8 protein-coding genes are annotated in these 13042 nt (G+C 72.5%); 3 read left to right on the top strand and 5 right to left on the bottom strand.

Going from position 1 to position 13042, the window contains the following annotated elements:
* Nucleotides 1-1679: maltotransferase domain-containing protein (locus ACH4S8_RS26170; RefSeq protein ID WP_398398040.1), on the bottom strand; the 1679-nt coding region annotated here is incomplete at its 3' end.
* Between the two features lie 221 nt (nt 1680-1900).
* Nucleotides 1901-3130, bottom strand: coding sequence for a S8 family peptidase (locus tag ACH4S8_RS26165; RefSeq protein ID WP_398398038.1), 1230 nt, complete (start codon nt 3128-3130; stop codon nt 1901-1903).
* 330 nt (nt 3131-3460) lie between these two features.
* On the opposite strand from ACH4S8_RS26165, the gene ACH4S8_RS26160 reads away from it, so the two are divergent.
* Nucleotides 3461-6079, top strand: a complete 2619-nt coding sequence (locus tag ACH4S8_RS26160) for a glycosyltransferase family 1 protein (RefSeq protein ID WP_398398036.1) — start codon at nt 3461-3463, stop codon at nt 6077-6079.
* A 256-nt stretch (nt 6080-6335) separates the two neighbouring features.
* Here ACH4S8_RS26160 and ACH4S8_RS26155 read toward each other — a convergent pair whose 3' ends face one another.
* The 3 genes from ACH4S8_RS26155 to ACH4S8_RS26145 all read right to left on the bottom strand — a co-directional run bounded on the left by ACH4S8_RS26155 (nt 6336) and on the right by ACH4S8_RS26145 (nt 10925).
* The gene (locus ACH4S8_RS26155; protein WP_398398034.1) at nt 6336-6836 is read right to left on the bottom strand and encodes a DUF1990 family protein; all 501 of its coding nucleotides are present in this window, start codon (nt 6834-6836) and stop codon (nt 6336-6338) included.
* A 70-nt stretch (nt 6837-6906) separates the two neighbouring features.
* Nucleotides 6907-8571, bottom strand: a complete 1665-nt coding sequence (locus tag ACH4S8_RS26150; protein ID WP_398398032.1) for a M4 family metallopeptidase — start codon at nt 8569-8571, stop codon at nt 6907-6909.
* 308 nt (nt 8572-8879) lie between these two features.
* On the bottom strand, nt 8880-10925 hold the full coding sequence (locus ACH4S8_RS26145; protein ID WP_398398030.1) for a M4 family metallopeptidase: 2046 nt from the start codon (nt 10923-10925) through the stop codon (nt 8880-8882).
* A gap of 566 nt (nt 10926-11491) precedes the next feature.
* Between ACH4S8_RS26145 and ACH4S8_RS26140 the strand changes: the two genes are divergently transcribed.
* Together ACH4S8_RS26140 and ACH4S8_RS26135 are read left to right on the top strand one after the other, a co-directional pair.
* Nucleotides 11492-12418 (top strand): glycohydrolase toxin TNT-related protein, encoded by a 927-nt coding sequence (locus ACH4S8_RS26140; protein ID WP_398398027.1) that lies wholly within the window; start codon nt 11492-11494, stop codon nt 12416-12418.
* Between the two features lie 29 nt (nt 12419-12447).
* The gene (locus tag ACH4S8_RS26135; RefSeq protein WP_398398025.1) at nt 12448-12936 is read left to right on the top strand and encodes a hypothetical protein; all 489 of its coding nucleotides are present in this window, start codon (nt 12448-12450) and stop codon (nt 12934-12936) included.
* Nucleotides 12937-13042: the final 106 nt, after the last annotated feature.

The following is a 13042-nucleotide window of genomic DNA, read 5'->3' as shown; positions in this document are numbered from 1 at the left end:
CGCAGGACGCGGACGGTCTCGCGGACCAGGCCGGGCATGTCCTGGTCGAAGGCGATCGGGTAGATGTCCTGGTACTTCTTCGGCGGGTTCTCCGCGTGGGCGACGGTGCCGTCGGGGCGGTGGTGGAACCACTCGGGGTGCTTCTCCACCCAGGGATGGTCCGGGGAGCACTGGAGCGCGAAGTCCAGGGCGATCTCCAGGCCCAGCGAGGCGGCCCGGGCCACGAAGCGGTCGAAGTCCTCCAGGGTGCCGAGGGCGGGGTGGACCGCGTCGTGGCCGCCCTCGGGGGAGCCGATCGCCCAGGGCACCCCGACGTCCTCGGGGCCCGCGGACAGCGTGTTGTCCGGGCCCTTGCGGTGGGTGCTGCCGATGGGGTGGACCGGCGGGAGGTAGACGACGTCGAAACCCATCTCCGCGATCGCGGGCAGCCGCTCGGCGGCGGTACGGAACGTGCCGTGCACCGACGGACCGCCCTGCCCGTTCTCCGAGCGCGGGAAGAACTCGTACCACGCCCCGAACAACGCCCGCTCCCGCTCCACCAGCAGCGGCAACGGCTCGCAGGAGGTCACCAGGTCACGCAGCGGATGCTCCGCGAGGACGGTGTCCACCTCGGGGGTGAGCGCGGCGGCCAGCCGGGCGGCCACGGGACGGCCGGTGTCGCGCAGCGCGTCCACGGCCGCGAGGAGCGCGTCCCTGCTCTTCTTGCCCCGGGTCCCCTTCGGCAGGCCGGTGGCCGCCCGCTCGTACAGCAGGGCGCCCTCCTCCAGCACCAGCTCGGTGTCGAGACCGGCCGGGATCTTGATCCCCGCGTGATGCCGCCAGGTGGTGACCGGGTCGCTCCACGCCTCCACCGTGTACGTCCAGCGGCCCTCCGCGCCGGCGCTCACCCTGGCACCCCAGCGGTCGGTGCCGGGGGCCAGCTCGCGCATCGGCGTCCACGGCCCGGCCCGGCCCTCCGGGTCGCGCAGGACGACATGCGCGGCGACGGCGTCATGGCCCTCGCGGAAGACCGTGGCCGAGACCTCGAACTCCTCGCCCACCACCGCCTTGGCGGGACGGCGTCCGTTCTGCACGAGCGGGCGGACGTCGAGGACGGGGATGCGCCCGACGGCCGTCACCGGGGCGAGAGCCGGGGCGAGGGGGCCGTCGGCCGCGTCGGGGGTGCGGGTGGCGGGCACGGCGGCCCGGCCCGCCTTCGGAGCGGCGTCGCTCCGCTTGGCAGCGGTCCTCTCCGTCTTCGGAACGGCCTTCCCCGTCTTCGGGGCGGAGGACTTGACCGCCTTCGGGGTGGAGGCCTTGGCCGTCTTCGGGACGGAGGTCCTGGCCGTCTTCGGGACGGACGACTTGGCCGTCCTGGGAGCGGACGCGGCCGGCTTGGCCTTGGGGGCGGCGCCGCGACGGGCGGACGTTCCCGCGGCGGACGTGTCGGCGGGCGAGGTCTCCCGGGCGTCGGCGGGCGTGTCGGCGGCGTAGGCATGGGAGCCCGGGCCGGTGGCACCGGCGCTCGTGGGGCGCGCGCCGGGAGCGGACGCGCGGGCGGCCGACGGTTCCTCGGGCGTGGCGGGTGTGGCGGGTGCAGCGGGTGTGGCAGGTGTACGGGACTCGGCCTCGGCCGTGCGTGTCCGGGGTGTCTCGGGGGTGGTCGTCGGGGGTGGCGACGTGTGGTGCGTGGCGGGCATGACCGCTCCTGTCCGCGTCAACGTGGGTGGGCGGATGGGGTGTGGGGAGGTGGGGCCTGCGGGCGTACCGGAGGAGCCTTCCCACACTGTGCGGGTGGGCATTCCGGCACTTTGTTAACTACTCACGCGTATGTCTACACACAAGACCGGCCTCGTCCCGGGCAGGCGAGGCCGGTGCGGTGTGGCCGAATCACTCTGGTCGTACCGGCGTCACCCCGGGGTCAGCCGACGTGCAGGAGCCTGTTCGGCGAACCCGGGCCCGCGTCCGAGACCTTTCCCGGCACCGCCTGTCCCACCAGCGCCTTCACCACCTGGGCCGGTGCGGCCCGTGGACGGTCCGCCAGGTACAGCGCAGCCGCGCCGGCGGCGTGCGGGCTCGCCATCGACGTTCCGGAGCAGGTCGCTCTCGCCGTGTCGCCGGTGTACGAAGTCGACGTGATGTCCACCCCCGGCGCGAAGAGGTCGAGCGCGGGTCCGGTGTCGGAGAAGCCCGCCCGCGCGTCGCTCCGGTCGGTCGCGCCGACCGTCAGGGCCTGGGCGACCCGGGCCGGGGAGTAGAGCGAGGCCGGCAGCCCGGAGTTGCCGGCCGCGACCGTGTAGGTCACCCCGGAGGCGATGGAGTTGCGGACGGCCGCGTCGAGCCGGTCGTTGGCGTACCCGCCCAGGCTGAGATTGGCCACGGCCGGTTTCCGCGCGTGCCGGGTGACCCAGTCGATGCCCGCGATGACCTGGGCGGTGGAACCGGCCCCCCGGTCGTCGAGGACGCGGACGGCGACGACCCGGGCCTTCTTGGCCACGCCGTACGCGGTCCCGGCGATCGTTCCGGCGACATGGGTGCCGTGGCCGTTGCCGTCCTCGGCCGTCCGGTCGTTGTCCACGAAGTCCCAGCCGTAGCTCGCCCGGCCCCCGAAGTCCCGGTGCGTGATGCGGATGCCGGTGTCGATGACGTAGACGGTCACTCCCGCGCCCGCCGACGCGGGTGCCGTGTACCGCCCGTCGAGCGGCCGGCCCCGCTGGTCGATCCGGTCCAGGCCCCACGGGGGCGGGTTCCGCCGGCCGCCCCCGGGTGCCGTGCCGGTGTCCCGGACCCCCTCGAACGTCACCCGCGTGTCCTGGACGACGGAGGCGACGCGGGGATCCGCGGCGATCCGCCGGGCCTGTCTCCGGTCGGCCCGCACGGCGAAGCCGTTGAGAGCCGTGCCGTAGGTGTGGCTGATTCTCGCTCCGTACAGCCCGGCGACCGCCGCCGCTCCGACCGACGACGGAGCCCGTACACCCCTCTTCAGCGTGACGATGTAGCTGCCGCTGACGGACCCGGGCTCCCCCGCGCCGAGTATCCGTCCCCGCCCGGCCGCCTGCGCGGGCGGGGCGATGGCCGAAAGCACCGCGGCCGTCGTGACCGCGGTGACCCCCGCCGCCCAGCGCAGACGCCACTTCCTCGTCCGTGCCATGACCTGAGTTCCCCTCCTCAACTCGACGTACCGGGGCCGGGACCGGCCTCTTCGGGCAGGGTCCGGCCGTACGTCACCCGCTGAGCCTCTCGTGCGGGTGCGAAGCACCACAAGACCGCCCATGCGGGCAGAACCGGCCATGTCGTCCACGAGGTGTCCGCGAAGGTTGCGTCGATTTCCCGCCGATGTCACACGGTCGGCCCCGATCGGGGGCCGTGCCGCGATGCGCCGTGTCGCGAAGGCACCCTCGCCGCTAACGTCGTGGGTGACGAAGGGCGCACAACGCCGTGCGTCCCTCAGCCGCGTACGTCCCCCGTGAAGGTGGAATTCGTGAAGGCGATCCGCAGATTCACCGTCCGACCCGTTCTCCCCGAAGCCCTTCACCCGCTCAGCGACCTGGCCCGCAACCTCCGCTGGTCCTGGCACGCAGAGACCCGCGACCTCTTCCGGTCCGTCGATCCCGAGCGCTGGACCGCGTGCGGCGACGACCCCGTACGCCTGCTCGGCAGCGTGCCGGCCGGGCGGCTCGCGGAACTCGCGGAGGACAGCCGCTTCCTGCGCCGTCTCGCCGCGGCCCGTGACGATCTGCGCGAGTACACGAGCGGCGACCGCTGGTACCAGGAGCAGACCTCCGACCTGCCCACCGCCATCGCCTACTTCTCGCCCGAGTTCGGCATCACCGCCGCGCTGCCGCAGTACTCCGGAGGCCTCGGCATCCTCGCGGGCGACCATCTCAAGGCCGCCAGCGACCTCGGCGCCCCGCTGATCGGCGTGGGCCTGCTCTACCGGCACGGCTACTTCCGCCAGTCCCTCTCCCGCGAGGGCTGGCAGCAGGAGCACTATCCGGTCCTCGACCCCAACGAACTGCCCGTGGTGCCGCTGAGCGAGGACGACGGCACACCCGCCCAGGTGTCCCTCGCCCTGCCCGGCGGCCGCGCCCTGCACGCCCGGATCTGGCTCGCCCAGGTCGGCCGCGTCCCGCTGCTCATGCTCGACTCCGACGTCGAGGAGAACGGCGTCGGCGAACGCGGGGTCACCGACCGGCTCTACGGCGGCGGCAGCGAACACCGGCTGCTGCAGGAGATGCTGCTCGGCATAGGAGGTGTACGGGCGGTCCGGACGTACTGCCGGCTGACCGGGCACCCGCAGCCCGAGGTGTTCCACACCAACGAGGGGCACGCGGGGTTCCTCGGTCTGGAACGGATCGCCGAACTCGCCGACCAGGGACTGGACTTCGCGTCCGCGCTGGAGGCTGTCAGGGCCGGCACGGTCTTCACCACCCACACCCCGGTGCCCGCCGGCATCGACCGCTTCGACCGGGAGGTGGTCGCCCGCCACTTCGGCGCCGACGCCGAACTCCCCCGCATCGAGGTGGAGCGCATCCTCGCCCTCGGCATGGAGACCTATCCCGGGGGCGAGCCGAACCTCTTCAACATGGCCGTGATGGGGCTGCGTCTGGGCCAGCGGGCGAACGGGGTCTCCCTGCTGCACGGCCAGGTCAGCCGGGAGATGTTCTCCGGGCTCTGGCCGGGCTTCGACCCCGAGGAGGTGCCGATCACCTCGGTCACCAACGGCGTCCACGCGCCGACCTGGGTGGCGCCCGAGGTCTTCCGGCTCGGTGCCCGGCAGGTCGGCGCGCAGCGCACCGAGGACGCGCTGACCGTCGGCGGCCCGGACCGCTGGGACGCCGTGGCCGAGATCGCCGACCAGGAGATCTGGGACCTGCGCCGGGTGCTGCGGGAACAGCTGGTGCTCGAGGTACGGGACCGGCTGCGGGCGTCCTGGCGCCAGCGCGGCGCGGGCACCGCCGAACTCGGCTGGATCGACGGCGTCCTCGACCCCGACGTCCTCACCATCGGCTTCGCGCGCCGGGTCCCCTCGTACAAACGGCTCACCCTCATGCTGCGCGACCGTGACCGGCTCATGGACCTGCTGCTGCACCCCGAACGGCCGGTCCAGATCGTCGTCGCCGGCAAGGCGCACCCCGCGGACGACGGCGGCAAGCGGCTGATCCAGGAGCTGGTGAAGTTCGCGGACGACCCCCGGGTGCGCCACCGCATCGTGTTCCTTCCCGACTACGGCATGGGGATGGCGCAGAAGCTCTATCCGGGCTGCGACATCTGGCTCAACAACCCGCTGCGCCCGCTGGAGGCGTGTGGGACGAGCGGGATGAAGGCCGCGCTCAACGGCTGTCTCAACCTCTCCGTCCTGGACGGCTGGTGGGACGAGTGGTTCCAGCCCGACTTCGGCTGGGCGATCCCGACCGCGGACGGCACCGCGACCGACGACGACCGGCGGGACGAGCTGGAGGCCGGGGCCCTGTACGACCTCCTGGAGCAGCGGGTGGCGCCCCGCTTCTACGAGCGCGGCCAGGAGGGCCTGCCCGACCGGTGGATCGAGATGGTCCGCCGGACCCTGACCCACCTCGGCCCGAAGGTCCTGGCGGGCCGGATGGTACGCGAGTACGTGGAGCGCCTGTACGCCCCCGCGGCCCAGGCCCACCGTTCCCTCACCGCCGAGGCGGCCACCGAGCTGGCCGCCTGGAAGGCCCGGGTCCGCGCCGCCTGGCCGCGGATCAGCGTCGATCACGTCGAGGCGTCCTCGGCGACCACGACCGCCGAACTGGGCACCACGCTGTCGCTGCGCGTCCGTGTCGGCCTCGGTGACCTCGCCCCGGACGACGTGGAGGTGCAGGCGGTCGCGGGCCGGGTCGACGGGGACGACCGCATCGCGGACGCGGTCTGCGTCCCGCTGAAACCGGCCGGCGGGCCCGATCTGGAGGGCCGCTGGTCGTACGAGGGGCCGCTGTCCCTCGACCGCACGGGTTCCTTCGGCTACACGGTCCGGATCCTGCCGTCCCACCGCCTGCTGGTCTCCGGTGCGGAACTGGGGCTGGTGGCGGTGCCCTCCGAGGAGACCGGGGAGGGCGCGGGCCTGCTGATGCGCTGAGACACAGGCGCGTCACCTGAGTGGAAGGGGCGGGGCCGTGCCACGGCCCCGCCCCTCGGCCGTGCCGGCCGGGGCGGTCCGTGCTGCCGCGCTCGCCCTCCCCGAGCCGGGCGCGGGGCGGGACGTGCGCCACGCTTCCGTCCCCCGTCACACCGCTCGACTCGTACGGGAGCGGCGCCTGCCCAGGGGGCGGTCCGACCCGGCGCGCGTCACCGGCCCGGTCCTGCCGGTCACGGTCCGGGTCTCGCGGGCCGATTCAGTCGTCGAGGCCCGCGCACAGCCGCCGCATCACCTTGCCGCAGCGCTGGGCGTAGGCGCGCTGCAGTCCGCGCGTCGCGGCGCCGCCCGCGCGGGCGTACCACTTGGCCGCCCGGCTGAAGGCCGTGACCGTCAGCCAGACGGTGCCGTCGCCGGTGCGGTTCACGACGAAGGCCTCCTCGCCGCACTCGGGATGGCCGGAAAGGGTTCCGTAGGCCCACGCGGTGCGCCGGGGCTCCTCGGCGGTCCAGACTATGCGGCAGGGGGCCTTGATCAGGCCGATCCGGACCGTGACGTCGACGCCCGGCGCCGCCTTGCCGGCGTCGGAGACCATGCGGATCCCCATGGCCCGGTGCAGCTCCCAGGACATCAGGGCCTCGGACGCGCGCCGGAAGACGGCCTCGCCCTCGCCGATGCGGGAGCGGACGTGCAGTGGGTGGAAGCCCGGGGGGCAGCGGTCCTCGCGGGTCGCGCCCACGTCCTCGTACGTGTAGGGCATGGGGGCAAGAGTAAGGCGGCACCCGGCACCGTCCGGTGCCGGGTGCCGCCTCGGTTCGATTACGTTCGCGCTAGCTGACGTTGACCGCGCTCCAGGCGGCAGCGACCGCGTTGTACTGGGTGCTGCCGGAGCCGTACAGTGCCGCCGCCGCCGAGAGGGTTCCCGTGCGGGCGGACTTGTAGTTGGTCGAGGACGTGAAGTACGTCGTCAGCGCCTTGTACCAGATCTGCAGCGCCGCGGCGCGGCCGATGCCGGTGACCGTGGAGCCGCTGTACGTGGGCGAGTTGTAGCTGACTCCGTTGATCGTCTTGGCGCCGCTGCCCTCCGAGAGGAGGTAGAAGAAGTGGTTCGCGACGCCGGACGAGTAGTGCACGTCGAGGTTGCCGACGCTGGAGGACCAGTAGTCGGCGGAGCCGCCGTCCTTGCTGGGCTTGTCCATGTAGCGCAGCGGGGTGCCGTCGCCGTTGATGTTGATCTTCTCGCCGATGAGGTAGTCGCCCACGTCGGAGGAGTTCGCCGCGTAGAACTCGACACCGGTGCCGAAGATGTCCGAGGTGGCCTCGTTCAGGCCGCCGGACTCGCCCGAGTAGTTGAGGCCGGCGGTGTTGGCGGTGACGCCGTGGCTCATCTCGTGGCCGGCGACGTCGAGCGAGGTCAGCGGGTGCGTGTTGCCCGAGCCGTCGCCGTAGGTCATGCAGAAGCAGCTGTCGTCCCAGAACGCGTTGACGTACGCGTTGCCGTAGTGGACGCGGCTGTACGCTCCGACGCCGTTGTTCTTGATGCCGCTGCGGCCGAAGGTGTTCTTGTAGAAGTCCCAGGTCACCTGCGCGCCGTAGGCGGCGTCGGCGGCCGCGGTCTGGTCGGTGGTGGAGCTGGAGGCCGCGCCGGTGCCCCAGACGTCGTCCGCGTCGGTGAACAGCGTGCCCGCGGAGGAGGACGTGCCGTGCGACTTGTTGTACGTCTTGTGGCTGCCGCGGGTGCCGTCGGTCAGGCTGTACGTCGAGCCCGACAGGGTCGTGTTGAGGGTGACCGTGCCCGAGTAGAGGGTCTTGCCGGTGCCCGTCTCGATGCCCTGGTACTCGAAGAGCTTCTTGCCGGTGGCCGCGTCGGTGATGACGTGCAGCTCGTTGGGGGTGCCGTCGTCCTGGAGGCCGCCGACGACGGTCTCGTAGGCGAGGGTCGGCCTGCCGCTCGCGGCCCAGATCACCTTGCGGGGGGCCTGGTCGGCGGCCGTCTTGGCCGAGCCCGCGTCCTTGGCGGCGGTCAGCGCCTGCTTCTCGGCCTTGGCGGTGGTGACCAGCGGCTTGAGCGAGGCGACCTTGATGGCCGCCTTGGTCGCCTTGGTCACGCCCTCGGTCTTGCCGGCCTTGCTCTCGTGCACGACGAGGTCGCCGCCGAGGACCGGGAGTCCGTTGTACGTGCGTTCGTAGCGGGTGTGGACCGTGCCGTCGGCGTCCTTGACGACGTCTCTGACGACCAGCTTCTCCTTGGCGCCGAGACCTATGTGCCGGGCCGTCTCCGTCTTGGCGGCGTCGGCCTTCTGGATCAGCGCGGTGCGCGCGGAGGCGGAGAGCTGGACCGGCGACGCGGCGCGGGGGGTGACCCGGCCGGCGGGGGACGCCGCGGTCTGGGCGGAGGCACCGGTGGTCAGACCGGTGGTGAGCAGGGCTCCGGCGGCGACAGCGGTGGCGATGGCCAGAGTGGTGCGCTTGTGACGCGCGTAGAGGGGGGTCACGCAAGCTCCTTCTTGTGGGGACGTCCGAGCGGCGTGGGGGCCGGACGAACGGTTGTGAAGTTGCGGTGCGGGTGAGCCGTGCGGGTGAAGCGTGCCATCTCAGGCGCGTACATGTCAGGAGCCCATAAAGACCTTGGCCGAAAATCGTCGATCGGGTGAACAGTTGGGATACCGGAGGCCGAACGGGCCCGCCCCAAGGGCCGGTCGGTGCAAACTCCCTTTCGGGCAAAGGCGGGCGCCGCCCGGGGGGGTCGACCCCCGGGGGCGGCGCCCTGGCGCACCGCTCGCGCGCGGACCTCCGCAGCGGCCTACGGGAAGGTGAGCTTCCAGCTGTTGATGTAGCCGGTGTCCTGGGCCGCCTTGTCCTGGACCTTCAGTTTCCAGGTGCCGTTGGCGACTTCGGAGGACGCGTTGACCGTGTAGGTCGTGTTCACGTTGTCCGCCGAGTCGGACGAGCTGGTGCTCTTCAGGCGGTAGGTCGAGCCGTCGGGGGCGACCAGATCGATCTGAAGGTCGCCCCGCCAGGTGTGCACGATGTCCACCGCGACCGCGAGGTTCGACGGGGCGTTGCCGGTGCGGCCGCTGACCGTGATCGACGAGGTGACCGCCGGACCGTTGTCCGGAATCGATACGTCGGTCGTGTTCTCGAACGACGTGCCGCCACCGCCGCCACCGCCCGGCCGTGAACCGACGTTCACGGCGGCCCAGGCGTTCGCCACCGCCGTGTACTCGGCGCTCGTCGTGCCGTACAGCTCACCCGCCGCCGCGAGCGTGCCGGTGCGCGCCGACGCGTAGTTGGTGGTCGAGGTGAACTTGGTGGTGAGCGCGCGGTACCAGATCTGCAGCGCCTTGTCGCGGCCGATGCCGGTGACCGGAAGCCCGTCCGAGGTGGGCGAGTTGTAGCTGACGCCGTTGATGACCTTGGCGCCGCTGCCCTCGCTCAGCAGGTAGAAGAAGTGGTTGGCGACACCCGACGAGTAGTGCACGTCGAGGTTGCCGACGCCGGAGTACCAGCTGTCGGCGGAGCCGCCGTCCTTGCTGGGCTTGTCCATGTAGCGCAGCGGGGTGCCGTCGCCGTTGATGTCGATCTTCTCGCCGATGAGGTAGTCGCCCACGTCGGTCGAGTTGTTGGCGTAGAACTCCACGCCGGTGCCGAAGATGTCCGAGGTCGCCTCGTTCAGACCGCCGGACTCGCCCGAGTAGTTGAGGCCGGCGGTGTTGGAGGTGACGCCGTGGCTCATCTCGTGGCCGGCCACGTCGAGCGCGGTGAGCGGGTCGTTGTTCCCGGACCCGTCGCCGTAGGTCATGCAGAAGCAGCTGTCGTCCCAGAACGCGTTGACGTACGCGTTGCCGTAGTGGACGCGGCTGTACGCTCCGACGCCGTTGTTCTTGATGCCGCTGCGCCCGAAGGTGTTCTTGTAGAAGTCCCAGGTCTCCGCGGCGCCGTAGTGCGCGTCCGCGCCGGCCGTCGCGGCGTTCGACGTGGTGCCGTTGCCCCAGGTGTCGCTGGTCTGCGAGAACAGCGTGCCGGTGCCGGACGAGCCGTGGTTCAGGTTGTACGTCTTGTGGCCGCCGCGCGCGCCGTCGGTGAGCGTGTAGTTGGAGCCCGACTGCGTGGTCGTCAGGGTCACCTGGCCGCTGTACTGGGTGTTGCCGATGCCGGTCTCGATGCCCTGGTGCTCGAAGAGCTTCTTGCCGGTGGCCGCGTCGGTGATGACGTGCAGCTCGTTGGGGGTGCCGTCGTCCTGGAGGCCGCCGACGACGGTCTCGTAGGCGAGGGTCGGCCTGCCGCTCGCGGCCCAGATCACCTTGCGGGGCGCGCGGTCGGCGGCGGTGCTCTTCGAACCGGCGGCCCGGGCGGCGGACAGCGCCTGCTTCTCCGCCGCGCCCGCGGCGACCGCGGGCTTGAGGGTGGCGACCTTCAGGGACGCGTTCGTCGCCTTGTAGACGTGCCCGGTCCTGCCGGACTTCGAGGTGTCGACGACCAGGTCGCCGCCGAGGACCGGAAGTCCGTCGTACGTCCGCTCGTAGCGGGTGTGGACGGTGCCGTCGGCGTCCTTCATGACGTCACGGGCGACGAGGCTCTCGCCGGCGCCGAGACGGAGGTCCCGGGCGGTCGTGGCCTTGGCCGCGTCGGCGTCGCGTATCAGCTCGGCGCGCTGCGAGGCGGTGAGCTTCATGGCGACGGCGCCCGGGTTGATCCTGCCCGCCCGGGGGGCCTGTTCGGGGGCGGCGTTCGCGGCGCCCGACTGGACGGCCGCGGCCAGCAGCGCGGAGACGCCGACGAGGGCGACACCGGCGACACGGCGCTTGGTGATGTGGGAGGTGCGTCTGTGGGGAGAACTGCTGCTCAACACTGACTCCTTCTGCATGGCCGCGGGTCGCGCGGCCAGGGGAGACCGGGCGGTGTGGAGGAACCCGTCCGGGCAGAACTGGGCGTACGCGGAACCAGGTGCATGGGGTCGTTCGGCACGACACAGCGGGATTTGCTGTGAGGTTGCTGTGAAGTTGCCGAGGGAAGAGTGGCAGGAGATACCCCTTTCTGTCAGGACCGCGTCACGAAAATGGCCGGAAACGGTTCGTTGTCCGGATGGTCGAGTTCGATATACGGACTGTCCTTCGGGTGTTCGCCTTGGGGTGCAGACGTGACGGTGCGGCGGCCCGGGACCGTGGCGGTGTGACGGCTGCCGCTGCGGGGCGCCCGGGCGGGCGGCTCCGGCCGGGCGCCGCGTACCGCCAGATGACCGGCCCGCCGTCAGCAACGGAATGAAGCCCTGACCCTTTCGGGCGCCTTCCGGCACGTCCGCTCGCCCGCCTCCCGCCGCTGCGGTTTGAGTGATCCCCGCCATTCCGGTCCGTACCGGGCGTCCTCGACGGGCGGGTCGGCGCGATCCGGACACGAATTCCCGCAGGAGGTTTGGTGAGAAGGTCACATTGGTGTGCGAGCCTCGCGGCGCTGGGAGGCCTGACCGGCTCCCTGATGCTCGGGTCCCCCGTCTCGTCCGCGGCGCCCGACCGCCCGGCCGGCGGTCGCCCGGACGGCGTCCACGCCCTGTCCGCCACCCCGGGACCGAAGCCGGCCCCGGGTCACGTCAAGCCGTCCGACGAGCACGCCGGGTCCGCCACCCCGGGACCGAAGCCGGCCCCCGGGCACGTCAAGCCGTCCGACCAGCACGCCGGGTCCGCCACCCCGGGACCGAAGCCGGCCCCGGGGCACGTCAAGCCGTCCGACCAGCACGCCGGGTCCGACCCGTCGCGCGTGTGCGAGGGACTCGTACCGGATCCCGTCCCGCCGAGGCTGCGCCGCCTGTTCTTCTGCGGTGACTGGCGCCTCGGCCCCCGGCGGCTGCCGACCCGGGGTGTGCTGGGGAGGATCCTCCACCGCTACGACCGGCTCGGCGGTCTCACCGCCGTGACGTTCCTCGACAAGTGGTGGGACCCCACCGCCGACTCGGGCCAGGGCGACTGGCGTTACCCGCCGGACGACGGCTTCACCCACCGGAACGGGACCGTGATCGCCACCCCGCTGGTGCTCCACGCCGGCCTGAGGCTCGACCGCTTCGGCAGCGAGGCCGGCCGCTTCCTGGCCCCGGCGGGCACCAAGTACGGCAAGCGGGCCATCCCGCCGTCCAGCCTCAACACGATGGACCCGCGCTACCCGTACAACTACCACTCCTACGAGCTGGCCAAGGACGTGACGGTCTGCGCGGGCAGGACCGCCCCCGGGTTCGAGCAGTCCGGCCTCGGCACCCAGTACGTGACGTCGAGCAAGTTCTGCCCGGACATCCCCCGCACCACGGTGGCCGACCTCGTGAGCAACGGCACGCTGGTGCGGACCAACGACTGACCCCGCCCCACCCGTGGTGGTCCGCGACCGTGACCACGCGGAAGCCGGCCCCGGCGACGGCCGGGCCGGCTCCGCCCCGCAGGAAGGCCGAACGCTTGGACCGCTTCGCGCTGTGCCGGGCCCTCCGGGAAGCGGGGGTTCCCGCCGCGTACTACGAGATCGCGGACTGCCCCGGCGGCCACATGGCGGCCGACCGCTACTTCCTCGCAGGCCACGCCGGGGACTGGACCGTGGGCGTCCACGAGCGGGGGACCCGTGAGGTCTTCGAGCGGTTCGCCGACGAGGACGAGGCCTGCCGGTGGCTTCACGACCGGCTTCTCGGCGGGGAGCCGGCCGCCACGGAGCCCGCCCCCGTACCCGGTGGGCCCGCCGACCCGGGGCCCGCCGGCCCGGGGCCCGGCCCCGAGGCCCTGCAGCGACAGGCCGACGAAGAACTCGAAGCGGCCCTCACCGAACTGCGCCGCCGGACGCGCGGGGAGCACCGCGGGGAGCCCGCGGAAGGGGACGGTCCGGCGTAGGGATGCCGTCCGGGTCGGCCCGGCCGGCGCTCGGACCGCCTCGGCCCGGCCCGGCGCTCGGCCCGGGTCGGCTCCTCCAGGCCCGGACCGGGGCGGGTCGGAGCGT

The sequence above is a fragment of the Streptomyces sp. NPDC021080 genome (assembly GCF_044333225.1).
GTDB lineage: Bacteria > Actinomycetota > Actinomycetes > Streptomycetales > Streptomycetaceae > Streptomyces.
The sequence above is the reverse complement of the archived record's forward strand: the minus strand, read 5'-3'. Positions and strand labels throughout refer to the sequence as shown.

What these genes read in the sequence shown, in the direction of transcription:
- ACH4S8_RS26155 (WP_398398034.1), bottom strand. Translation starts at nt 6,836, where the DNA reads ATGCCCTACACGTACGAGGACGTGGGCGCGACCCGCGAGGACCGCTGC.
- ACH4S8_RS26165 (WP_398398038.1), bottom strand. Translation starts at nt 3,130, where the DNA reads ATGGCACGGACGAGGAAGTGGCGTCTGCGCTGGGCGGCGGGGGTCACC.